This is a genomic window from Shewanella seohaensis (assembly GCF_023283775.1).
GTDB lineage: Bacteria > Pseudomonadota > Gammaproteobacteria > Enterobacterales > Shewanellaceae > Shewanella > Shewanella seohaensis.
The window spans coordinates 196,029-220,903 of the sequence record NZ_JAKILE010000006.1 but is presented as its reverse complement, the minus strand read 5'-3'; the positions used below and the strand labels follow the sequence as shown (position 1 = coordinate 220,903).

At 43.7% G+C, this 24,875-nt stretch carries 21 protein-coding genes; 17 read left to right on the top strand and 4 right to left on the bottom strand.

Annotated features, from left to right (window positions below; translation table 11 throughout):
- Positions 1–26 precede the first annotated feature (26 nt).
- The 10 genes from ileS (at position 27) to L2713_RS09360 (ending at position 11,263) form a co-directional block, all read left to right on the top strand.
- Entirely contained in the window at positions 27–2,849 is a 2,823-nt protein-coding gene (gene ileS / locus L2713_RS09405; RefSeq protein WP_248967696.1) for an isoleucine--tRNA ligase, read from the top strand.
- A gap of 9 nt (positions 2,850–2,858) precedes the next feature.
- The gene (gene lspA, locus L2713_RS09400) at positions 2,859–3,371 is read left to right on the top strand and encodes a signal peptidase II (RefSeq protein ID WP_248967695.1); all 513 of its coding nucleotides are present in this window, start codon (positions 2,859–2,861) and stop codon (positions 3,369–3,371) included.
- Positions 3,371–3,793 (top strand): FKBP-type peptidyl-prolyl cis-trans isomerase, encoded by a 423-nt coding sequence (fkpB, locus tag L2713_RS09395; protein ID WP_011717963.1) that lies wholly within the window; start codon positions 3,371–3,373, stop codon positions 3,791–3,793. The genes lspA and fkpB overlap by 1 nt, the downstream gene beginning before the upstream one ends.
- Before the next feature lies 1 nt (position 3,794).
- Positions 3,795–4,751: a 4-hydroxy-3-methylbut-2-enyl diphosphate reductase gene (gene ispH / locus L2713_RS09390; RefSeq protein ID WP_011623702.1), complete on the top strand. Its 957-nt coding sequence runs from the start codon at positions 3,795–3,797 to the stop codon at positions 4,749–4,751.
- Between the two features lie 216 nt (positions 4,752–4,967).
- Positions 4,968–5,528: a type IV pilus modification protein PilV gene (gene pilV / locus L2713_RS09385; protein ID WP_248967694.1), complete on the top strand. Its 561-nt coding sequence runs from the start codon at positions 4,968–4,970 to the stop codon at positions 5,526–5,528.
- Positions 5,529–5,546: 18 nt separating this feature from the next.
- Positions 5,547–6,524: a PilW family protein gene (locus tag L2713_RS09380; RefSeq protein ID WP_380823004.1), complete on the top strand. Its 978-nt coding sequence runs from the start codon at positions 5,547–5,549 to the stop codon at positions 6,522–6,524.
- Positions 6,525–6,539: 15 nt separating this feature from the next.
- Positions 6,540–6,974, top strand: coding sequence for a pilus assembly PilX family protein (locus L2713_RS09375; protein WP_089067208.1), 435 nt, complete (start codon positions 6,540–6,542; stop codon positions 6,972–6,974).
- 4 nt (positions 6,975–6,978) lie between these two features.
- The gene (locus tag L2713_RS09370) at positions 6,979–10,554 is read left to right on the top strand and encodes a pilus assembly protein (protein WP_248967692.1); all 3,576 of its coding nucleotides are present in this window, start codon (positions 6,979–6,981) and stop codon (positions 10,552–10,554) included.
- 8 nt (positions 10,555–10,562) lie between these two features.
- On the top strand, positions 10,563–10,961 hold the full coding sequence (locus L2713_RS09365; protein ID WP_248967691.1) for a type IV pilin protein: 399 nt from the start codon (positions 10,563–10,565) through the stop codon (positions 10,959–10,961).
- On the top strand, positions 10,958–11,263 hold the full coding sequence (locus L2713_RS09360) for a TapY2 family type IVa secretion system protein (protein WP_248967690.1): 306 nt from the start codon (positions 10,958–10,960) through the stop codon (positions 11,261–11,263). Before L2713_RS09365 ends, L2713_RS09360 begins: the two co-directional genes overlap by 4 nt.
- Positions 11,264–11,290: 27 nt before the next feature.
- Here the strand turns inward: L2713_RS09360 and L2713_RS09355 are convergent, their stop codons facing one another.
- Together L2713_RS09355 and L2713_RS09350 are read right to left on the bottom strand one after the other, a co-directional pair.
- Positions 11,291–11,773, bottom strand: coding sequence for a GspH/FimT family pseudopilin (locus tag L2713_RS09355; RefSeq protein WP_109285549.1), 483 nt, complete (start codon positions 11,771–11,773; stop codon positions 11,291–11,293).
- A 153-nt stretch (positions 11,774–11,926) separates the two neighbouring features.
- Entirely contained in the window at positions 11,927–12,439 is a 513-nt protein-coding gene (locus tag L2713_RS09350) for a GspH/FimT family pseudopilin (RefSeq protein WP_248967689.1), read from the bottom strand.
- Positions 12,440–12,676: 237 nt separating this feature from the next.
- On the opposite strand from L2713_RS09350, the gene glnB reads away from it, so the two are divergent.
- Both glnB and L2713_RS09340 read left to right on the top strand, forming a co-directional pair.
- The gene (gene glnB / locus L2713_RS09345) at positions 12,677–13,015 is read left to right on the top strand and encodes a nitrogen regulatory protein P-II (RefSeq protein ID WP_011073353.1); all 339 of its coding nucleotides are present in this window, start codon (positions 12,677–12,679) and stop codon (positions 13,013–13,015) included.
- Between the two features lie 192 nt (positions 13,016–13,207).
- On the top strand, positions 13,208–14,497 hold the full coding sequence (locus tag L2713_RS09340; RefSeq protein ID WP_248967688.1) for an NAD(P)/FAD-dependent oxidoreductase: 1,290 nt from the start codon (positions 13,208–13,210) through the stop codon (positions 14,495–14,497).
- Positions 14,498–14,557: 60 nt separating this feature from the next.
- On the opposite strand, the gene L2713_RS09335 is transcribed toward L2713_RS09340, so the two are convergent.
- Positions 14,558–15,574, bottom strand: a complete 1,017-nt coding sequence (locus L2713_RS09335; protein ID WP_248967687.1) for a LacI family DNA-binding transcriptional regulator — start codon at positions 15,572–15,574, stop codon at positions 14,558–14,560.
- A gap of 426 nt (positions 15,575–16,000) precedes the next feature.
- On the opposite strand from L2713_RS09335, the gene L2713_RS09330 reads away from it, so the two are divergent.
- From L2713_RS09330 to L2713_RS09320, 3 genes are all read left to right on the top strand, one after another.
- Positions 16,001–18,622 carry a TonB-dependent receptor gene (locus L2713_RS09330; protein ID WP_248967718.1) on the top strand — a complete coding sequence of 874 codons (2,622 nt, stop codon included), beginning with the start codon at positions 16,001–16,003 and terminating at the stop codon, positions 18,620–18,622.
- A 97-nt stretch (positions 18,623–18,719) separates the two neighbouring features.
- Entirely contained in the window at positions 18,720–20,243 is a 1,524-nt protein-coding gene (locus tag L2713_RS09325) for a tryptophan halogenase family protein (RefSeq protein WP_248967686.1), read from the top strand.
- 36 nt (positions 20,244–20,279) lie between these two features.
- A complete protein-coding gene (locus L2713_RS09320; RefSeq protein ID WP_248967685.1) occupies positions 20,280–20,969 on the top strand; it encodes a SapC family protein in 690 nt (229 codons plus the stop codon).
- Positions 20,970–20,987: 18 nt separating this feature from the next.
- On the opposite strand, the gene L2713_RS09315 is transcribed toward L2713_RS09320, so the two are convergent.
- Positions 20,988–21,896, bottom strand: a complete 909-nt coding sequence (locus L2713_RS09315) for a sulfite exporter TauE/SafE family protein (protein WP_248967684.1) — start codon at positions 21,894–21,896, stop codon at positions 20,988–20,990.
- Between the two features lie 490 nt (positions 21,897–22,386).
- Here L2713_RS09315 and L2713_RS09310 point away from each other — a divergent pair, with 490 nt between their 5' ends.
- Entirely contained in the window at positions 22,387–23,373 is a 987-nt protein-coding gene (locus L2713_RS09310; protein ID WP_248967683.1) for a substrate-binding periplasmic protein, read from the top strand.
- Positions 23,373–24,860, top strand: coding sequence for a methyl-accepting chemotaxis protein (locus tag L2713_RS09305; RefSeq protein ID WP_248967682.1), 1,488 nt, complete (start codon positions 23,373–23,375; stop codon positions 24,858–24,860). Before L2713_RS09310 ends, L2713_RS09305 begins: the two co-directional genes overlap by 1 nt.
- Positions 24,861–24,875 lie beyond the last annotated feature (15 nt).

Below are 24,875 nucleotides of genomic sequence, written 5' to 3'. Positions count from 1 at the left end.
TCAGTTTAATTAACGGTATAGGATCAATGAGCGACTATAAATTTACTTTGAATTTGCCGGAAACTGAGTTTCCGATGCGTGGTAATTTGGCAAATCGCGAGCCAGAGATGTTAGAGCGCTGGACGAAAGACGGTCTGTATCAGCAGATCCGTGATAGCCGAATTGGCCGCACACCTTTTATTTTGCATGACGGCCCACCGTATGCGAACGGCAGTATTCATATTGGTCACTCAGTCAACAAAATTCTTAAGGACATTATTGTTAAGTCAAAAACCATGTCAGGTTTTGACGCGCCTTATGTGCCTGGTTGGGATTGCCACGGTCTGCCAATTGAACTGAAAGTTGAGCAAAAAGTCGGTAAGCCTGGTCAAAAAATTTCAGCGGCCGAATTCCGTGAGGAATGCCGTAAATATGCTGCCGAGCAAGTCGATGGCCAACGTGCTGACTTTATTCGTTTAGGCGTGCTGGGTGATTGGCAAAAGCCTTATTTAACGATGGACTTTGCTACCGAAGCCAATATCGTACGCTCTTTATCTAAAGTGATTGAAAACGGTCACTTACATAAAGGTGTTAAACCTGTTCATTGGTGTACAGACTGTGGTTCAGCATTGGCTGAAGCCGAAGTGGAATACGAGGATAAAACCTCTCCCGCTATCGATGTGGCCTTTACTGCGACTGATAGCAAAGCTTTAGCCGCTCAATTTGGTGTAAGCGATTACTCACATCCTGTGGCTATGGTGATTTGGACTACCACCCCTTGGACGCTGCCTGCTAACCGTGCGTTATCTATCAGCCCAGAGCTTGATTACAGCTTGGTTGAATTTACGAAAGATGGAGCGACTCACGCAGTTATTCTGGCCGATGTGTTAGTTGAAGCTTGTATGACGCGTTACGGCGCCGAGAGTCACAGCGTGTTAGGTAAAGTTAAAGGCGCAGCACTTGAGCTGGTTCGCTTTAAGCATCCATTCTTAGCCTTTGACGTACCTGCGATTTTAGGCGACCACGTGACGACTGACGCGGGTACGGGTGTGGTTCACACGGCACCTGGCCATGGTCAAGACGACTTCGTGGTAGGTCAAAAATACGGCTTAGAAGTGGCCAACCCTGTTGGTGATAATGGCGTTTACAAACCAGACACTGAGTTTTTTGCCGGTCAACACGTATTTAAAGCAAACGACAATGTGGTTGCCCTGCTGAAAGAACAAGGTGCGCTATTACACCATGTTGCGTACCGTCACAGCTACCCACACTGCTGGCGCCATAAAACGCCCATTATCTTCCGTGCTACGCCGCAATGGTTTATCTCAATGGATAACCAAAACCTGCGCAAGCAAGCATTAAGCGAAATTGAACAGACTCAGTGGATCCCTGACTGGGGCCAAAGCCGTATCGAGAAGATGGTTGAGAATCGCCCTGATTGGTGTATCTCCCGTCAACGTACTTGGGGCGTGCCAATTACCTTATTCGTACACCGTGAAACCGAAGAGCTGCACCCTGACAGCGTGTCGCTAATGGCACGTGTAGCTAATCGTATTGAGCAAGAAGGCATTCAAGCTTGGTGGGATCTCGATGCCGCCGAATTACTGGGCGAAGAAGCCGAACAATACCGTAAAGTGACCGATACCTTAGACGTATGGTACGACTCAGGCTCAACCTTTGCTTCTGTGGTAGGTGCGCGCCCAGAGTTTCATGGTCATGGTGTCGATTTATACCTTGAAGGTAGCGATCAACACCGTGGTTGGTTTATGTCATCTCTGATGATTTCTACCGCAATGACTGGCAAAGCACCTTACAAGCAAGTGCTAACCCACGGCTTTACCGTTGATGGTAAAGGTCGCAAGATGTCGAAATCTATCGGTAACGTTATTGCGCCTCAGCAAGTGACCAACAAGCTAGGTGCGGATATTCTGCGTCTTTGGGTTGCGGCAACCGACTACAGCGGTGAAATGACGGTATCGGATGAAATCTTAAACCGTAGCGCCGATGCTTATCGCCGTATTCGTAACACTGCTCGTTTCTTACTGGCGAACCTTAATGGCTTCGACCCAGATAAGGATTTAGTGGCTGTAGAAGATATGGTGGCGTTAGATCGCTGGGCAGTGCGCCGCGCGGCAGCGCTGCAGCAAGAAATCATTGAAGCTTATGAGCAATATAACTTCCATATTGTGACGCAAAAGCTGATGCAGTTCTGCTCGGTTGAGCTAGGTAGCTTCTACTTAGACATCATCAAAGACCGTCAATATACCGCTAAGCAAGAGGGCCATGCCCGTCGTAGCTGCCAATCGGCACTGTTCCACATTGCTGAGGCTATGGTGCGTTGGATTGCGCCAATCCTGAGCTTTACTGCCGACGAAGTGTGGCAATTACTGCCAGGTCAACGTGATGCTTACGTGTTTACCCAAGAATGGTACCAAGATCTGCAATCTATCACTTTAGATACTGATTTAAGTGATGCGTACTGGGAAAATCTGCTGACTGTGCGTAACGAAGTCAACAAGGTTATCGAGCAAGCGCGTCGCGATAAACGTATTGGCGGCTCCTTGGAAGCCGAAGTCACGCTGTTTGCCGATGCTGCTTTAGCTGAGCAGTTAACGCACATTGGTGATGAGCTGCGTTTCGTCCTGTTAACTTCAGAAGCCAAAGTATTGCCATTGGCAGATGCGACAAGCGATGCCGTTGAAACTGAATTGGCTTCATTGAAGTTAGTGGTAAATGCAACAACAGCAGAGAAATGCGAACGTTGTTGGCACCATAGGGAAGAAGTGGGCACGATTGAGGCTCACCCAACGCTGTGCCATCGCTGCGTAACCAATATTGAAGGTGACGGCGAAGTTCGTCTGTTTGCATAAAGGATCTGTATGCCATTAACTTGGAAAGACAGTGGCTTACGTTGGTATTGGGTAGTTGTGTTGGTGTTTTTAGCCGATCAACTATCCAAACAATGGATCTTAGCCAATTTTGATTTGTTCGAATCGGTGAAGTTATTACCTTTTTTTAATTTCACCTATGTACGTAACTATGGCGCCGCATTTAGCTTTTTAAGTGAAGCGGGCGGTTGGCAACGTTGGTTATTTACCCTAGTGGCTGTTGGTTTCAGTACCTTGTTGACTGTGTGGCTGCGCAAGCAATCGGCATCCCTATGGAAGTTAAACTTGGCTTACACCTTAGTGATTGGTGGCGCCCTAGGTAACTTAATCGATCGATTGATGCACGGTTTTGTGGTGGATTTTATCGATTTTTATTGGGGTAAGAGCCATTATCCCGCCTTTAATATCGCCGATTCCGCGATTTTTATCGGTGCAGTGCTGATCATTTGGGATTCGTTTTTTAACAGCAAATCCGAACAAGATAAAACCGAAGAGGTGAAGTAGTGACTGTGACACGTTCGTTATTGTGCCATATGAATATTGTGCTTGAAGATGGTTCGACCGCCGATAGCACTAAAGCCTCGGGTAAGCCAGCACGCCTTAATATCGGTGATGGTACTTTAAGCCCTGCATTTGAAGCGCAACTTGTTTCCTTGAATGAAGGCGATAAGCACAACTTTACGCTCGAAGCGGTCGATGCCTTTGGTGAGTCAAATCCCGATGCGATTCATTATATGGATAGAACCCGCTTCCCAGCCGATATGGAGCTTGAAGTTGGCGTTATCGTCAGTTTCGCAGGCCCTGGCGGCAGTGAGATCCCTGGAATTGTGCGTGAGGTTGCTGGCGATTCGATTACCGTCGATCTCAATCACCCTCTAGCGGGACGCAAAGTGACATTTGAACTCGACGTGGTGAAGGTACTGTAAGATGAAATTAGATCCTACCAGCCCAAGTTTAAATATTATGCTGGCCAATCCTCGCGGCTTTTGTGCTGGTGTGGATCGCGCCATTAGTATTGTCGAGCGCGCACTCGAGTTATTTTCGCCGCCGATTTATGTTCGCCATGAAGTGGTGCATAACCGCTATGTAGTGCAAAACCTAAAAGATCGCGGTGCCGTTTTTGTTGAAGAGTTAGACCAAGTACCTGATAACAATATTGTTATCTTCAGTGCTCATGGAGTTTCTCAGGCAGTGCGTGCCGAGGCTAAGGCGCGTGGGTTGCGTGTTTTCGATGCGACTTGCCCATTAGTCACCAAAGTGCATTTGCAGGTCACTCGAGCAAGTCGCAAGGGGATTGAATGTATTTTGATTGGTCATGAGGGACATCCAGAAGTGGAAGGCACCATGGGGCAATATGATAACCCTAATGGCGGTGTTTATCTGATTGAATCTCCTGCAGATGTCGAAACTTTAGAAGTTCGTGATCCAAATAACCTCTGCTTCGTGACTCAAACAACGCTCTCGGTAGATGATACCCTCGATATTATCACCGCATTGCAAAAGCGTTTTCCTTCGATTGAAGGTCCGCGTAAGGATGATATTTGTTACGCGACGCAAAACCGTCAGGATGCAGTGCGGAACTTATCGGCCGATGTGGATTTGTTGATTGTGGTCGGCTCGAAAAATAGCTCTAACTCTAACCGCTTGCGTGAATTGGCATTAAAAACCGGAACTCAATCTTATCTGGTTGATACCGCGGATGATATCGATTCATCTTGGTTTGAAAATGTGACTAAAGTTGCGGTGACCGCTGGCGCATCAGCACCAGAAGTACTGGTTCAGCAAGTGGTTCAAGCGATTGCGAAATTAGCACCGAGTGTCGTTACCGAAGTTGAAGGGCGTAAAGAAGATACTGTCTTTGCAGTACCTGCGGAATTACGCTAGTTCATTCGAATCAATGTGATGAATAAAAAAGAGGCCAACGGCCTCTTTTTTATTATCAAAATTCACCAAATACAAACAAGGCATAATGGAATTAACGCTTATATGCTATTGTTACTGGCTACTTACATTTTACTCATCTATTATTAACTGCTAGTAATGTTTTTATCGTAAGATTAAGATTTAAAAGGGTAAATAGCTGAAAAGCTTGTCAAAAATATGACTAAATTTGAACGATTGACGCATAACAGAATTCAACGGGGCTTCTCTTTAATTGAAGTGCTTGTCGCATTGGTGATTCTAGTGATTGGCTTGATCGGTATTTTTAATTTACACATAGTGGCCAAACGCGGCAGCTTTGAATCTTTTCAGCAAACACAAGCCTCCTATTACGCCAATGATATTATCAACCGCATGAAGCTAAACCGAACGCAGCTTGATAGCTATGCCGGAGAATACACTGGCATCCCCAGTTCTGTCGCAAAGGTGTGTGAAAACACAACACTTTGTAATCCAACAGAATTGAAGTTGTGGGATATTTTTGAATGGCAATCTTCGTTAACCGGAGAGTCTGAGACTGTTGGCACTCAAAACGTTGGGGGATTGGATTCTCCTACGGCTTGTATTGAAGTGAATAATCGTGATGTGCTTGTTGTGATTACTTGGCGAGGAATACGCGAGACCAATATTGATACCTCAGCGGTTGCGGATGCTGCAAACACTTGTGGTGCTGACACTGAAAACAGGCGCATTTTTTCACTTAAGACAGTGATTATTTAGATGAAAAAATCATTTCGTATGAAGTTAAGTAAAACCATGGAACGGGGAATGTCACTCGTTGAGTTGATGGTCGCTATGGTCATCGGGCTTTTTTTGACTGCCGGTGTTTTTACTATGTTTAGTATGTCGTCTTCAAACGTGACGACAACAAGTCAGTTTAATCAGTTGCAAGAGAATGGTCGTATAGCCTTGGCCATTATGGAAAGAGATATTAGCCAGTTAGGTTTTATGGGGGATTTAACGGGCACTGATTTTATCGTCGGGACAAATACCAACATCGAGGTCACTACCATAACCGCTGATTGTGTCGGCGATGGGCTGAATAACGCGACGCTGCCTAATAATCAGCCAGCCCATTTTAGGCGATTGTGGGGGTATGAGAATACTGCAACAAGTACACATCTTAGTTGTTTGGGGAACAGTGACGTTAATGCGGATACAGATGTTTTACAGCTAAAACGCTTTATTGGGCCTAATGTCGCAACTGGGAACTCAAGCTCTGTGTATGTGGCTGCGAACTCCTCTCAGGCGGTATTTTTTGTTGGTGCAACTCCTACCACAGCACTTGAAAATCCGAGAACATGGGAATATCAACATCATGTCTATTTTATTGCAAACGACGCTAATCAAATACCTATCCTAAGGCGTAAAACCTTAACCAGTACAGGCATGAGTAACGATGAGCAGTTAGTTGAAGGCATTGAGAATATTCGATTCTTATATGGTTTTGATAATGACGGGGATAGCACTCCTGATAGCTTTATGCCTGCTGAAGATGTCACATCGTTGATGTGGGATAACGAAGGCTTTCAGCGATTAGTTGCGATAAAAGCGTTTGTACTGGTGAGATCGATTAACGAAGACAAGAGCTATACCAACGAGACTGAGTACCTTTTGGGAGACAAAACCATCACTATTCCTGCTAACGACCATTATCGTCGTAAGGTATTGTCAACAACGATCGTATTGGAAAACCCAGTACTTATACGCAGTTAATTGAGGCCATGTGTGATGAGAAAGCAGAAAGGGATCGTGTTGTTTTTTGCATTAATTGTCTTGGTCCTCATGACAGTAATTGGTGTTGCGTTGGCGGTTAACTCAACACAATCGTTGCGAATGTCAGGAGCGGGCGCAGAAAGAATAGAAGCTAAAGCGATTGCTGATGGTGGTTTAGAGCAGGTAATTTCAGATTATTCGGGCGAGCAATTGGCAAACCTTAACGCAGAGGCGGATACAACAGTATTTAATAGCAGCCAGACATTGAAGCCCTTGCCTGAAACGGGCGTGCGTGATGTGGGATGCCAAAGAACCACAAATGCGACAGGGGCAAATTTGGTTAGCTGTAGAAGGGTTGAGATTAGCAGTTCAGTGACCTTTGGTCGGGACAATCTTGGCTCATTAACCGTTGTTTCAGGTGTAGAGCAACAAGTGCTAACAGGAAACTAAAGTTATGTTGAAAAAACTCTTTTGTGCTCTTATGGCTGCAACAGTCATTATTGCAGGGCAAATACATGCAGATGATACAGAGCTTTATCTTGTTGACTCAACGGTAAGGACTGGCAAGCGCCCACAGGTGTTATTTATCTTTGATAACTCAGGGAGTATGTCAACGGAAGATCAGAATGCTGTCAGCTCATATTGTTCCGAAGCTGGTCATGCGGCAGGTACTTGTACCTATCCTGCAGGATTTGAGACATACATGAACAGTTATTCTGGGTATATCAATCAGAAAGGTACCTATTGGAATGCAGGCGGTATCGATAATACCAGCAATATGCCGACCCCTGATGATCCTAATGATGGTCGTCGTTTTTATTTGGGAAATAATAACTGTAATACTGCTGCCAAAGCGTTAGTGGATAAGGGACGTTACACAGGATACTTGCGAGAGTTTAACAAAAATAAGTGGGAGTCTTTAGCAAACAATAATGGTTTTAATCAGAACGATATTGTTGACTGCTACGAAGATATTCTCAATAAAGACCCTAAAAATCCAGGTTCAACTAATAAAAACCCAACGTTTGCAAATGGTTATCCTGTTGATACTAACAAAATGTATACATCGGGAAGCTCTGAGACAGATCGTTTATATAGCTTAAATAATACAAAGTTTGGAACCGAAACGCCGGTGACACTTTACTCTGCACATTACCTTGTGTGGTACAAGTGGGCTACAACTACAACAGAAGGGCAGAATAGTGGTGGTACTGGTACTCGTTTAGATGTCGCAAAAAATGCACTTAAGTCAGCATTAGAGTCCTTGGCTATTCCCATTGATGCAGCTCTTGCCGTTTATAACTTGAACTATCCAACCGAAAATTATGCTGACGGTGGACGTATTATTTATGATATGACCGAAATGACGGAAGCCAATAAGTCCTCTTTAATATCTTTAATTAGGGACATGCCTGCTCAAACCAATACACCTCTGTGTGAAACATTATATGAAGCTTATCAATTTTTTAGTGGCGGACCTGTCACCTTTGGTAATGATGATAAAAATGCGACAGGATATTATAAGGTTGATAACTATACGCCAAATAGTCCCTCAAGCATCTTGATGAGTGGCAATTATGCTACGAAGTTTAAAGCATGTCCGGATACCGCATATGTGATTTATATTACCGATGGTGCGCCAACAATCGACCATGCTGCGGACGATTCGATTAAGCAATTAACTTCAACCGCTAAAGTCGCTGGTGACTACAGCGCTATGAGTTTCAAAGATGATCGTAATCAAGATGATTTTAGTTATTTGCCTGCTTTAGCGGCTTATATGTACAACAATGATATTGTTGTTGGGCCGAAAGATTCGAATGGTGTTGATAACAAACAAAACGTTAGATTGTTTACCATAGGCTTTTCTGACGGTGCGGATAAAGCAGCTGCGCTCTTGGAGGAGGCGGCTTTTAGGGGCGGAAGCCCAAGAGTAAATGGCGTATCTAAAGGTTATTACGTCGCTAAAACGGGCCTTGATTTAGTCGAAGCGATGAACGACGCATTAAAGTCTATTCTGACCATTGATTCATCTTTCACCTCTCCGAGTATTGCCAGTAACAACTTCGATAAAACTCAGACCTATAACTCAGCTTACTTTGCCATGTTTTTACCCGGTGGTGGACCCCGCTGGAGTGGTAATTTGAAAAAGCTGAAAGTTAATTCCTCTGGTGAGATTGTCGGTCCAGGTGGTACGACGGGAGCAATTGATACTAACGGCAATATATCAAGTGATACATGCACCTATTGGAATACCTGTCCCGCAGGTAACATTGATGGTAATAAGGTTAAATCGGGTGGGGTGTTACCGACCTTAAAATCCCAATTAAAAAATAGAAAAATATATATAAATGATGGAAGTGGTTTGAGTTTGCTTACAACAATAAGCGATTCGAGTTTTTATTCTCTTCTAGGAAGTCCTGCAACTAGCTCCGTTTCTGATACTGTCTCCAAGAATCGAGACTGGATTTATGGTGTAGATGTTGATGATGAAGATAATGATGAAATCTATACCGACCCTCGAGATGATATTATGGGGGATCCTCTCCATTCGAAGCCTCTCGCCATTAACTTCGGTAATAAACCTACAACAGATGCCGATGGCAATGTGACATCTGAAAATCTTGATGTTCGAATCTTAGTTGGCACCAATCAGGGATTGGTACATATGTTTAAAGATTCTGACACTGGTAGTGGCGATTATGCTGTTGGTTCAGTTACCGAGTCTTGGGCATTTATACCATCTGAATTAGTACATAACATTCCAACACTCAGGCAAGATGATTCGACTGGTACTCACAGTGTTTATGGGATGGACTTATCACCGGTTGCATATACTGAGACGGATTCGGTTGGTAAAGTTAATAAGGCTTGGGTTTTCCTTGGGATGAGGCGCGGCGGCACATCTTACTATGCGTTAGATATCACAAACCCAGATTCACCACAGTATAAGTGGCTGATCAATTCTAGTACGGAAAAGTTTGAAGACTTAGGCCAAAGCTGGTCAGAACCTGTCGTCACTTTTATCCCATCAATCTCTGAACCAGTATTGATTTTTGGTGGCGGGATGGAATCAGCAGAGGGTTCTGGGGCTGCTGTTTATATTGTCAAAGCATTTACTGGTGAATTTGTGACTAAGTTTACCGCTACGGGAATGAGCAGTATCCCAAATAAAGTGGCTGTGTTAGACAGTAATAATGATGGTATCTCTGATCGGATATATGCAAGTGACATCGAGGGAAGTATTTGGCGAATAGATTTACCTTCGACGAATAAAACAAATTGGTCTGTATTCCAATTTGCTAAAATTGCAACAACGAGCTCTCCTAACAACCGCATGTTTTTTGCTGAACCTACAGTGGCCCAAACCCAGTTTAATAATATTCATTCTGAAAATGGGGTCTTATCCTATCAGAGTATCCCGTATGACGCTGTCACTGTGGGTACGGGGAATAGAACGCATCCATTGGACATCGCCACTAATGACATGTTTTATGTATTTCAGGATAGAAATGTTGTCACTAAACAATTCACTGGCACCGATATACCGGCCCCTCTAACGATTTCTAATCTGTATGATGTGACCTCTGCGGCACCTACTTCGCAGAGTGATAATATTGCTTTTGGGCAAAAGAGAGGCTGGTATTATGATTTCCCTGCCACGGGAGAGAAAAGCCTATCTTCCTCGCTTATTTTTGATGGTAAAGTTTATTTCACTTCATTTGTTCCGCCGACTAACCAAGCCGTTGATTTGGATGCGGGGGTATGTGGTTTTTCAGGACAGGGACGACTCTATGTATTTGACCTACATAAAGGTACTCGAACATCAAGTACACTTTACTATGAGGTTGGTGAACGTATTCCTGATACCCCCCAAATCGTTATCCCTGAGCCACAACCGGGTGAAGAGCCGAAAGCGTATGTTATCGGTGTTGGTAAAGGCGAGTGTGAGAACGGTGAATGCAAGGGAACGATCGAATTGGGTAGTGGCTTAAAGACTAACAAAATTTATTATCATATTGATGAGTAAGAACATTAATGAAAAAAAATAGACTGCAAGGGTTCACTTTAATTGAAGTCATGATCGCTGTTGTTATTGTGGGGATTTTAGCTTCGATAGCGTATCCATCATACATTGATTACGTGGTTAAGAGTGGACGGTCTGAAGGTGTTGCGGCGGTGATGAAGGTTGCAAATCTTCAAGAGCAGTATTATTTGGATAACCGAGCCTATACTACTGATATGACCAAACTGGGGTTAGCCGCTAATCCTTTTGTTACAGAGCATGGGCGTTATAGCTTAGCGTCAAGTGGAACCAGTTCATTCACTATCACTGCGACTGCACAAGGTTCGCAGGCTAGTCGAGACTCAACGTGTGCGACTATTACGATGACATCTGCTGGTGTAAAGGGGCCTTCTGCGGAGTGTTGGAAATGATAAAATATTGTATTGCTTTAGCATTAGCATTAGCTTTGCCTACATTTGTGTTTGCTGCGGAACCTACAGTTGTTATGCAGGATTACAAATGCCATGTCACAACGACAAATGGTGATAAAGTACTGTTCTATCGATGGAGGATTAAAGATGTCAATTTGAACATGGCTAGTCTTCCTAGCAAGCAAAAAATAGGTGGAGATAAAAAGAAATTCTTTATTAAAGAGGTCGTAGAGTGTGTTGAGCTTAGTCAAGAGTTTACTAATGAAAACAGTAAGAAAATTGATGAGCTAACCTTGAGATAAGCTTATGTGTGTGGAATATCTTCTGGTTTATGAGCAGCTTTTACCATCTGCTCCGTAGGAGATTAATCCGCTAGAGCTTATGTTTACACTCTTGGAGTTTGTCGCAGAGCCGCCTGGGCAGTAGATGATTTCTACAGCACTGTTTGCTGATAACATGCCTTCAGAGCTAAAGGTAAAACTTGCCGAATTACTTTTTACACTGTCATTTGTATTGAATGCGTCAATAACACGAATATCTTTATTATCAGGACTAATCACTTTAATCCCATTCCCCCAATTTGTACCACATGCACTTCCATTTGATGCACAAACTTTAATTGTTGCGCCATAACTGACGGCTTGATTTCTGGCAAAAACCATAATGTCATGAATTTTGGCGATATTATTATTAACACGCACACCTTCATAGACGGATATTAAAGATGGTACTCCGATAGTTAATAATATTGCAGCCACTGCAATCGTAACCATCAGTTCAATTAGTGTGAAACCAAGCAATTTATTTAGCATGCACTCAACCCTCACTTATACAAACTAAAGTATAAGCGAGAATAGGCGGGATTTCAGTATCTAAGTTGTATCCTTTGTGCTGTTTAGTTTCTGAAAGATAGTCTTAATCCTTTATGTTGTTAGTTGATATTGCCTTCAATCAATTCTCGCCATTTATCCGCAGCGGATATTGGCATCAGTCGATAGTCTTGCCCTGCCAGCTTGATTTACCACAATCCCTCGCGAATGAGGGCTCGTGGGACTTGATGGACAATACTTCAATGTTCCATTAGTACCAGAGGCAAGACCATCTGGTTGAAAACGAATTGAGGTTCGATTGTAGATGACAGTATCACTGGCATTGAAAGCGTTAGTGGTAAAAATAGTCGTTTCATTGCCATCGAGTTGACTATTGCTGTTTACATCAATAAATACCGTTAAGCCAAGCTGCCAGTTAGATGTGCACTGATTGTTGCTTAAGGCACAGACTGTCACTTTTCGATTGAAGGAAATGGCATGATTTCGGGCGAGCATTAGTGTTTGCTGGATGACTTTGATATTACTATCAGCTCTGAATCTTGTGTTGAAATCGCTTAACGAGGGAGCTCCAATCGATAACAGAATGGTCGAAATGGATACCGTAGTGATGAGTTCAATCAGGCTAAAGCCATGTGGTAGAGTTTTCATAACAGTTCCTTTGTTATAAATGTCGCTCGCATCCTACGAGCCTTTGGAGCAAAACTGCTGCTGTTAAAGTATAGAAGCGTACCAACGAGCCTTTTAGATTTTTACGGACTAAGAATTGTTTTATAGAAACTGTGTTTTATGAGGAAAGCGCTGCCTATACTTCAATAATCGCCTAACCCCGTGTAAGCTAATGGCATTCTATTTGATTATCTGTCAGCAAGTGCCGAGGAATGTTTGATGAAAAAAGTTGAAGCGATTATTAAGCCTTTTAAATTGGATGATGTACGCGAGTCACTTGCTGAGATAGGTATCACCGGGATGACAGTGCTAGAGGTTAAAGGTTTTGGCCGTCAAAAAGGGCACACCGAGCTTTACCGCGGTGCGGAGTATATGGTCGACTTTTTACCTAAAGTTAAAATAGAACTCGTGATTCAAGATGACTTAGTCGACCAAGCGATTGATGTTATTGTGGAAACAGCTCGTACCGGTAAAATCGGCGATGGTAAGATTTTCGTAACTGATGTAGAGCGCGTTATCCGCATTAGAACTGGTGAAGAAAACGAAGAAGCGGTGTGATTCATCCGTTTAAAGAGAGGGCCATTAGGCCCTTTTTTGTTGCTTAAAATTTATGATTAATGGGACTAAGTCTTTCTGTTCCTGAAATATCTTTAATGCAAAATAGCCTCTTTAGTTAGACTAAAGTAGTTATCTCTTATCTGTTCCATGGTATAACTTAGCCACTTAAATAGGCTTGTTGAGGTTGTTATTTTGGCTACGAAACGAATCGTGATAGTAGGTGGTGGGGCGGCAGGTTTAGCGCTAGCCTCTAAATTAGGCCGCAAGATGGGCGGTAGTGATGTCGTCGATGTTTGCTTAATTGATAAAAGCACAATCCATATTTGGAAGCCAAAATTACACGAAGTAGCTGTTGGGGTTATTGACCAGTCTATAGAGGGATTGTTGTATCGAGATCATGGTCTTAAGAATGGCTATCGCTACATTCGTGGCGAAATTGAGCAATGTGAACCCGATGCCAAAACCATCCAACTTGCTGCGGTTTATAGTGACTCGGGTGAATTACTGCTTGAGCCCCGTCAAATTGAATACGATTACTTAGTGCTAGCCTTAGGTGGGGTCTCTAATAGCTTTAATACCCTAGGGGCTGAGAAACATTGTATTTTCCTTGATAGTTTAGATAACGCTAACTTATTCCATCAAAAGCTATTGGATGCATTACTGCAACTTAATGAAACACAAGAGAAAGTCAGTATAGGTATTGTTGGCGCTGGCGCCACAGGTGTCGAATTAGCCGCAGAGCTTCACCATGTTATTGAGTCGGTGAAAGAGTATGGTTACCTCAATATCTCTAAGCATCATCTTGATGTGCATCTTATTGAAGCATCACCAAAAATTCTCCCACAGTTACCCGAACGTGTGAGCGCAAGAGCTCAAGCGGTATTGGATAAAATTGGCATCCGCTTGCATATCGGGGTGCAGGTTAAAGAAGTCACCCGCGATGGGTTTATTACACAGGATGGTGACGTTATCGAAGCGGGGCTTAAAGTGTGGGCGGCTGGTGTGAAAGGTCCAAAAGCGTTTCAAAACTTCTCTAAGTTACCCATTACGCCACGCAATCAAGTGGAAGTTGATGCTTGTATGCGAGTTAAAGGCCATCAAGATATTTATGCGCTTGGGGATTGCGCTCTATTAATTTTGGAGTCCGGCCAACCTGTGCCACCGCGTGCTCAAGCGGCAGCACAAATGGCGGATACCCTGTATGAGAATATTGTGAATCGTTTACAAGGGAAGGCGGAAAAACCTTTTGTGTATAAAGACTATGGTTCTCTGGTGTCTTTAAGTCGTTTTTCTGCGGTCGGTAATCTAATGGGGAATTTGCGTTCAGGGACTTTCTTCGTGGAAGGTCATATCGCAAGGATCATGTATATTTCGTTATACCAAAGACACTTAGCGAGCCTATATGGCTGGTTCTCCGCAATTATTTATCGCATTGCGCAAAAGCTACTGAAATGGCAAAGGCCAAAGCTGAAATTGCATTAACTGAAAACAAAACAGAGAGCCTTGGCTCTCTGTGTTGTTTTAGCCTTGCTGAGCTAAAAATTAATGTTTGGGAGAGGCTGAAGAGTCTCGGATCACAGGCTCTGGCGTAAATGTTTTTGCAAACTTGGCATCTTGTTCACGGCGTTTCGCGATTAACAGCTCTGTTGCCACTTGGGCAATTTCAGCGTTAGGTTGATGCACTGTTGTTAGTTTTGGCCAAGTTTGGCGTGAGAATGGACTGTCTTCGAAGCCGACAATGGATAGATCGCCAGGGATATCTAGCCCTGCTAAACGAGCTGCAAAAAGTGCCCCTGCTGCAATTTCGTCGTTACAGGCAACTATCGCTGTTGGACGGTTCTTCTGTTTGATCAGTGTGTTAGCTCCTTCAACGCCAGACTCAAATGAGTATTTTCCTTCAATTATGTAATCTTCATTCAAAAGCAGGCGATTTTTTGTTAATGCTTGTTTATAACCAAGTAACCGCTCTTTGGTAGACTCGTGGTGTAGATCGCCACTTAAAAAGGCAATTTCTTTATGGCCTAAGTCGATCAAATGCTGAGTAATCTCAACCGCACCAAATTTGTCATTGACTAAAATCGTCAGTCCATCCTGCTCTTTATCACCTTCGCCGGCAATAATGCGCACATAGTTGGCGTCAATATCACTTAAGGCTTTAAGGACTTTAGGATCTTCAGAAAGAGGCGGTGTTAACACTAAACCCGCCAGTCGAGAATGTTTCACGAGTTGAGTCAGTTCATCGCAAATGGTGTCAGATTTGGCATTACAAGGATGAATAACCAACTCATAGCCTTTATCTTTGCAGGCCGACAAAATCCCGTTTTGCATATCAATAATGTAATAAGCGTTGGGATTATCATAAATAAATCCAATGGCATAGGATTTTGTACCAGCAAGGTTTCTGGCCGCGAGATTGGGCTGGTAGTTTAATACCTTGATGGCCTCATTCACTTTATCAACCGTGGCTTGTTTTACCGAAGGTTCGTTATTGGTTACGCGGGAAACTGTCTTGATTGACACTCCAGCATATTTAGCGACGTCGTTGATAGTGACTTTCATTGATCTACAAACTCTTTATTCAAATGTGCGAAGGGCTAGCTAATTGATGAACCTAAATCCTTTAGGCGCAATTTACAAGCCGACAGCGTTGTCAGCTTACTTTTTCTTATGCTTCTTATAGTGCGAGCATTTACCGCGTATAGCAATGCTGAATTGTTACAAACTGAGGCATTTTTCAACTGTTAACACTCGGTTATAAGTTGTAATTTTACATCAAAACATCTAAGTGATTATTTTTGCTTGAATATATTGATTTTTCTCTTCTCAACACTTCGCTTTATGACATTTTTTTTCGTCCAGAGTTATTTTGTTGTGGCAAGGCTGTTAATTATTGTGTAATGTTTGCACTAGACATGACAGCGTTGTCATTCCATCGGAATGGTTATGAATACTAAAACGATAATAAAGTTATGGAAGGGAAACGAGATGCGACCATCATCCTTTAAGAAAAGTGTACTAGCTACAAACATTGCTATCCTACTCGGCAGCGCTGTTTCAATCGGAGCTGTTGCTGCAGAAGCTGAAGCCACTGCAGCTGCTGAAAATATTGAGAAAATTGAAGTTCGTGGTATGAGAGCTTCGATGAAAGCTTCTGTTAACGACAAACGTTTTTCTGATTCTGTCGTTGATGCTGTGACTGCAGAAGATATCGGTAAATTCCCTGATGGTGACGTAGGGGAGTCCTTAGGTCGTATTCCTGGCGTTGCTGTAAACCGTCAGTTTGGTCAAGGACAGCAAGTTTCTATCCGTGGCGCTTCAAGCCAATTAACGAGCACGTTACTGAACGGCCATTCAGTTGCTTCTACTGGTTGGTTTGACCAACAAGCTATCGACCGTAGCTTTAACTACAGCTTACTGCCACCAGAAATGGTTGGTGGTATTCAAGTTTACAAATCATCTCAAGCAGATATCGCTGAAGGTGGTATCGGCGGTACTGTAATTGTTAAAACTCGTAAACCTTTAGATTTGGAAGCGAACTCAGTCTTTCTGAGTGCGAAAGGGGATTACGGAACCGTTTCAGAAGAAATTGATCCACAAACTTCAGGTTTGTACAGCTGGAAAACGGAAGATGAGAAGTTTGGTTTCCTAGTGGCAGGTTCTTTGGATCAAACACAATATCAACGTAACGGTATTGAAACTCTGTTAGGTTGGGGGGAAATTGTTCCTACTACTTTCCAGCAAGACCGTGAGCGCACAGCTTTAAATGCTGCATTCCAATACAGACCAACTGATAACCTGGAATTCGGTCTGAATTTAATGAGCTTACAGCTCGATGCTAACAACGCTAACACGTCAATTTTCTTATTCCCAACCCAGCAAGGTGAGAATACTTGTCTTAAGAAAAATGCCGCAGGCGTATGTACATTAGTTGAACACACAGATAAAGGCGGATTTGCTTGGGCACAAACATGGGCTCGTAAAGCAAGTATGTCATCAGACACTGTGGATTTAGATTTCGCTTATCAGGCTGATAACTATAAGTTAGAAGGCCGTATCGGTAAAACTAAAGCTGAAGGAGGTACCGATCTTACTTCTAACTACGGTCAATCAATTGGTAAACCAGAAGATTTCGCAGGGACTTACGATGCAACTGGTGATGTGATTGACATCAACATTGCAAACAACTCATTTGATGCGGGTGACTTCAACGGTCAATTGGAAACTGCTGGTTGGGCACTGAAAAAACAACCTAACACAGACGAAGAATCATTTGCGACCTTCGATATTACTGTTCCGGTTGAATTTGGCGTTATTACCTCTATTAAATCAGGTATTAGCTATGCAGACCACGATGTAACTCAAACGACTGAAGCTGCACAATCATCTAATATTGTCGCAAAAGATGCCTCTGAATATTACTCTGGCACTATGTCATCTGGCGCTGGTTTTACCTTACCTAAGCCAATTTTTGACAATATGATCAGAGATGCTTATGGCGCTATTGATGGCTTTACTTTAGATAAGTCTGGTTACGGTACACTGCAAGAGAAAAACTTAGCCCTGTACACTATGGCTACTTTTGCCGGTGAAGGTGTGCGTGGTAACTTCGGTTTAAGATATATCTCTACCGATGTTGAGTCTGACTACTACGCGTTTAGCCAAACTGGTACTTATGCTGATGTTTTAAGTACTGATAAGGCAAGCTATCACGATGTATTACCAAGCATGAACATTGCGTTTGACTTGGCAAGTGACTTAATTTTAAGAGCATCAGCTGCGCAAGTTATTTCTCGTCCTAACTATGCGGATCTCTTCGCGACGTCTAAGTTACCAGGTTTCAACGATGGTACGCCAGGCAACGAGAAGAAAGTGACTGGTAGCGTGAATCTGCAGCCGTTCAAAGCCTCTCAGGCTGATCTGAGCTTAGAATGGTACTTCAGCGGTGAAGGATTATTTGCTGTTACTTACTTCATTAAAGATGTTAACTCTTTCATTTCGACAAGAGAAAAGCTGAACCAACAGATTGGTATTGATGATCCTAACTTAGTTGCGCAAGGTGGCAGTTCTTGTGGTGCAGGCATCTACGACTGCTGGACCGTGAGTGAAAACTACAATGCTAACGGTGGTTCTATCGATGGTATTGAGTTGCAGTTGCAAGATTCATTTGACAATGGTTTTGGTTACTCAGCTAACTACACCTTTGCAGATGCTTCATCTCCAGCTGAAAACTATGCGGATCGCGTAGGGGTGTTCTCTGACTCATCTAAGCATACTGTTAACTTAGTGGGTTACTATGAAATCGATGATTTCTCTGCTCGTGTAGCTTATAACTGGCGTTCTGAGTACATGATGCGCGAATTACCAGGCTTCTACGGTAACCGCGAGCACCAAGCCTACGGCACGTTAGATTTAAGTGCTAACTACGATGTAACTGACTACTTATCTGTGACATTTGAAGTGGTTAACTTACTTGAAGAGGATAGCATTCAGAAAGGTGTATCACCTGTTGATGCTGAAGGCGTTATCAGTGAGTTTAAAGATAACTACCCAGTGTGGAGCTTCGATGGTGAAGCTCGCTACAAACTTGGTGTAGCACTGCGCTTCTAATTCAATTCAGTGACCAAAAAGCCTAGCAATCGCTAGGCTTTTTATTATCAAAAACACCAACAATAAACTCAGCTTACGCAATTTTTAGAGGCGCGTTATGACAATCAGAAAAATAGCCATTATAGGGGGCGGGACTTCAGGTTGGTTAGCGGCGAATCATTTAGGGCGAGTGTTGCAGGGGCGCTCTGAGCTATCTATCACGCTGATTGAATCTCCTGATATTCCTATCATCGGAGTTGGTGAAGGTACTGTACCGTCCATTCGGAAATCACTACAGAGTTTTGGGATCAGTGAATCAGAGTTTATTCGCTCATGCGATGTGACATTTAAGCAGTCAATTAAATTTGTCAATTGGTTAGATCAAGCTCGACATGGTAAGGATAATTTCTACCACCATCTATTTGATATTATTAATTTACAAGGCTTAGATACTGTTTCTGCTTGGTTGGCCGAGAAACAAGGCGATTTTGCTGATTATGTTTCTCCCCAGCATCTTGTTTGTGAGGCTGCAAAAGCGCCAAAGCTAATCACAACACCCGAATATGCCGGAGTGTTAGGCTATGCCTATCATCTAAATGCGGCAAAATTTGCCAAATTACTGGCTAAAAATGCGATTGAGAAATTCAACGTTGAGCACATTTTTGCCACTGTGCAGGATGTTCGTTTAGGCGATGATGGTGCAATTTCATCTTTGCAGACCGAGCAAGGGACTCTCTCTTTCGATTTTTATATTGATTGCAGTGGCTTTGAATCGATTTTGTTAGCTAAGGCACTAAAAGTGCCATTTATCAGTAAAGCGCATCAACTGTTTATTGATACTGCGTTAGTCGCGCAAATCCCGACGCAACCTACGGATATCATCCCTCCTTATACTCAAGCAACGGCCCATCAAGCGGGTTGGATTTGGGATATCGCATTGACTCAGCGCCGAGGCACGGGATTTGTCTATTCGTCTGCTCATATGGCGCAGTCAGAGGCAGAGCGAAAGTTTGACCATTATCTCGGTGGCAAACTTGCCGATGTTCCCCATCGTAAAATTCCAATGACAGTGGGTCATCGTCAACAGTTTTGGGTAAAAAACTGTGTAGCTTTAGGGTTAGCTCAAGGCTTTTTGGAGCCGATTGAAGCGACATCCATATTGTTAACGGATTTCTCTGCACGTTTTCTGGCAGAACGTTTTCCTGTGCATACAGATGATGTTGATTACTTAGCAAAGCGATTTAATGATACCGTGGGCTATGCATGGGAGCGGGTCGTTGAATTTGCCAAACTACATTACTGTTTATCGGATAGAACTGACTCGTCATTTTGGCTAGATAATCAGGCTTCAGAGACTATTCCCGAAGGATTAAAGCAACGACTCGAACTATGGAAATCCTATAGTCCTATTGCTGAAGATTTTCCATCTAAGTTTGAAGTGTTTAACTTAGACAATTATTTATACGTGCTTTATGGCATGAAATATCAGACTAATTTGCGTGGTGGGTCATCGGCAACACAGGCCTCTTTGAACATGTATATGAACAAAATGTCGAAGGTAAAACAACAGATGCTAGATGGTTTGCCTGAGCATAGGGAATTGCTCGATAAAATCTGTACCTATGGTTTGCAATCTATTTAATCGTTTTAAATTTAATGGGTAAAAAGGAAAAATATAATGAAAACACAATTTGTACCTTTAAATGACTCGAGCCATAAGAATTTGGCTATTGGTGATAAGGTCGATTACAGCTACTTTGAAACTGTGCATATGCTACCACTGCAAGTGCAAGAGTTTATGTCGGCTGCGACAAGCTTTCCTATTGTATTTACAAAGAATAACCAAACTGGCGAGTTCGTCTCTATCGCGATTACCGCGCTAAAACCGAATACCAATAAGCTGCTAAAAAATGGGCAATGGCAATCACGATACTTACCTATTCAAGTGCAGCTGTATCCATTAGGCATGACCCATGTCGATGAGGAAAAGATTATCTTAGGTATCGACATTAACAACTCATCCGTGGCTGAAAATGAAACTCACCGATTATTTACTGAGGCTGGTGAGAAAACGGACTACTTGTCCAAGAAGCTTGAACTCGCGGGTTTACAAGCTAGCTACCAAGATATGACGAAGTACTTTATCAAAGTATTGTTGGAGCATGAGTTATTACAACCAAGAACACTTACAGTGACGGCGCTGGATGGCACGAAAACCAACATCGACGGGATCTATACGATTGATGAGCCTAAACTACAGCAGCTTGATGATGCGACTTTGCTGAATTTCGCGAAACGGGGTTTCTATTCAGCCATTTATGCGCATCTTTGCTCATTAAGTTTAATTGATTTAGTGATGGATAGATAAGATAGCGAGCTTTCCATTTTAGTTTGCGAGCATGACACTCCCAGTCAAGATAATCCAACTTGAGAAAAACAGCTTTAAGGTTTTGACTGGGAGAAATAGCGCCAGTTTTCGCGCTAATAAACCGCCGATAATTGCGCCAGGGCCTGCAAACAGTACCAGTTCGAATAGGGCATGACTGCTACTTGAAAAGACATGTATCGGACTTGCCGACCAGACGGTAATAGCCGAGACAACCACTCCGATAGCAACGGCCATCTTGGCGCACACTCCCCGTAACATCAGATAGATCACTAGCAACTCGCCCACGCCAACCGATAACCAGGCGGTGATGATCCCACCCAAATAACCAATTACTGCTAGCCAGCAATAGTCTAGGGCGTTGAGGCGATGGCTTTGAAGGGTACGGCGCTGGCTGCTGATAATGATCGCTATCCCTAATACGATAGAGAAAAGGCTAAAGCTGGTATGCAGCGAGGAAGGTGAGTTCAATTGCCATAACTGACTGCTCCAAAGACCAGGCACTGAGCAGGTTGCCGCTAATAAAATGCTCGGAATAAAGCCTGACCAGGTTTTGTCATGGTGATGGTGTCGTCGATAGTAGCCTGACCATGAAATCGCCCCTGCCGTCATACCAAAGCATTGGATCATAAATGACGTGGAGACACTCTGAACTTCACTGAAATTTAAACTAGAGAACACCGGAATAAAGATCACTCCACCGCCCGCTCCCGTGGCGTTTGCAAAGATGGCTCCCGTTATCCCCAAAAACACAAACTGACCGTATTGTTTTATTAACTCAACGGGTTGATGAAATTGGACTAACCAACATAGCCATACACTCAATAGCACAATGACGATTGCTATCGGTCGATAATATTGGCTGAGGTTAATATGTCTACGTTTGAAGATAAGGCCATATGGCAGCATTTTGAGTTAGCGCGCGGGATGGGTGAGTTGTTGCATGCATGTTATCAGTCAGAGGCAACGTTGTCACACTGGTGTGGAAATAAAAAGTTAAAACATAATATATTGATATTTAAGGGTTAAAAGTATTTCGGCTAAAAAAGTACCGATAAATGTCAAAAAAATGTAGAAAACCTGTTCTTTCTTGTGTAATTTAATCAATGACAACGCTGTCATCTGCTTGTGTGATTCGTTGTTTTGTAAGGTCTGCATGAAGAGGATGAGGTCTCCTTATTCATGTACTTGGCAGAAGTATTGCTGGTCGGGCGGCGATACGTTTGTCTTTAATATTTTGATAGTCTCTCCCCAGAAACTAGCGTTGGCTGGGTACTGTAAGCAGTGCCCAGCCATTTTTTTAGGTAGAGCGACCTTGCTTAGGATAAGCAGACAAGTTAGCGGCATTAAAAAATAAAACTCGCTGGATATTCCAGTCATAAAAAAGAGGCTGCGATTCATGGTTATTCATATTGCTACACTGCTTGGCAGTGTAGTAACTACTTTTGCTAAGCGTTTGCTGATGCCCATCCTTGGACTCTGGGCGAGCGCTATGGTTTGCGCTTTTAGTTTCACCGCGATAGCCGCCGTGGAGTCGGCGTCGTTTACGCTTACCAATGCAGCTACTGCAGGCACTTCTACGGCAAACAATGCCGCTCCCATTAAGATAGTGACCACAATCCAACAGCAGTGGCAGTTTAATCTCCTCAAAGAGGCGCTGCGCCGCTCAGGTCAGCCCTATCAGGTCGAACAAATGTCGACGCAGATGAACCAAAAACGTAAGGTCGAAGAAGCGCTTGCTGGTACTGTCGATGTTTTTTGGAGCATGACTTCGAAGGAGCTTGAGGAAACCGTGCTCCCGGTTCGTATCCCTTTGTTTAAGGGATTACTCGGTAACCGCCTGTTAATTATCCGCAAAACGGATGAGGCTAGATTTGCCAATGTAAAAACGCTGGCGGATTTTAAGCGATTAAAAGCAGGGCAAAACCGCTATTGGCCCGATGCCAGCATCCTTGAAACCAATGGTTTGCCTGTTGTGACTAGCTATCAATACACCAATCTGTATCCGATGTTAGAGGGTGGCCGATTCGATTACCTTGCCCTCGGCGCACAGGAAATTGGCGATGAACTCGCAAGCCACCCCGATCCTGCGCTGAAAATCGATACTCATATCCTGCTGCAATACCGTTCGCCAGCATATTTTTTTGTGTCCCCAAAACGCCCCGAGTTAGCGGCGGCAATCTTAGCTGGGCTCGAAAATATGATAAGCGACGGCAGCTTTGATGAGATGTTTAATCGTGAGCTTAAGATAGACAAGCTCTACCGTGATGCCCAGTTTGAGCAGCGCGTCATTATTCGTCTCGATACGCCCGATTTAAGTCCCTTAACCCCCATTGAACGCCAAGAGTTGTGGTTAGATCTATTTAGTATGCAAGGTGCAAAATAATGAAAACATTAGCCTTAAAAGTACAAATTGGGTTAGCAGCTGCGATATTTATGATTGTCAGCGTGCTGTTTGGGGTGTCCTATTGGTTGGCGAGCGATAGCTTGGCCAGCAACGAAATGGCCTTTGAAGACAATACCGTTGCTAATCTTCAAGTCACCATGGCGCAGCCGATTTTTACCTACGACTACGAGCAGATCCGTGCCGTGTTGTCTGTCATGTTAAAGTCTGAGCAAATCTATCAAATTACCGTTGTGGATCATCGGGGTAAGTTGCTCGCCGAAGACAAACAAGCCGAGGCTGTTGCCGCAAGCGATCTACAAACAAGAGAGTTACAGTTCAGCGACCAAGGTAATCCGACCGGGCGTTTAACCATTGCCTTCTCGACTTTGCCGGTTAAGGCGCAATTATCTGAGTTACTGCTGGGGTACTTTTTACAGGCGCTGCTGATTTTAGCGGGCAGTCTGTTAGTGATTTTCATCATTCTTAAACGCTTAGTGATTAGTCCCTTAGATAAGGTTGTCGCCGCGTTAGAAGAAATCGCCAATGGTGATGGCGATTTAAGCCACAGATTACCCGTGGAGAGCGAAGATGAAATCGGCAAACTTGCCAATGCTTTCAACGGTTTTGTCGAACAGATTCATGGCACTATTACCAGAGTGCATGAAACCTCAGGTCTGCTATTGGGCGATGCTAAGGCACTTGGGACGCTGTCGCAAAGCAACAATCAAAGGGTGCAAGCTCAGCTTAAAGAAACCGAAGCCGCGGTCACGGCCGTGACTCAATTGAGTGCCAGTGCCAACGAAGTGGCCATCAATGCAAAACGTACTGCCGATGCGGCAACCCAAGCCGATAGAGCGGTCGACGATGGTCAACGTCAGTTTGACTCGGGCTTAGCCATTACCCGTCAATTAGCGGGGGAATTAGCGCGTTCTGCCCAATCGGTATCGCAGCTACAACAGGAAACCCAACGCATCGATGAAGTGGTGGTGGTGATCAACAGCATTGCCGAACAGACTAATCTACTCGCCCTCAATGCCGCCATTGAAGCCGCCAGAGCGGGTGAGCAGGGGCGTGGTTTTGCCGTCGTTGCCGATGAAGTGCGCTCTTTAGCGAGCCGCACCCAACAGGCGACGGGAGAAATCCAAAAAATGATCCAACAGGTGCAGAGCCGAGTTGCTGAAACCGTGAATGTGATGCAATCGAGCCAGACTCTCTCCAATCAAGGGGTCAACCGTTCGGAAGAAATTAAGCTAGTGCTGTCTAAAGTGACTGATTTAGTTTCCAATATCAGTAATATGAATATCGAAGTTTCCCATGCGGCGCAGGAGCAAACCTGCGTCACCGAAGCGATTTCTCGTACATTAAATGATCTTGCCAATGTCTCAGGTTCAGCCTCCCTCGATAGTGAGCACTTAGCACAATCGAGTGAGCGACTGTTTCACCAAGGGGAAAGACTGCGGACGTTAGTAACTTCCTTCAGACTGTAGCCATTTCTGAAGCTA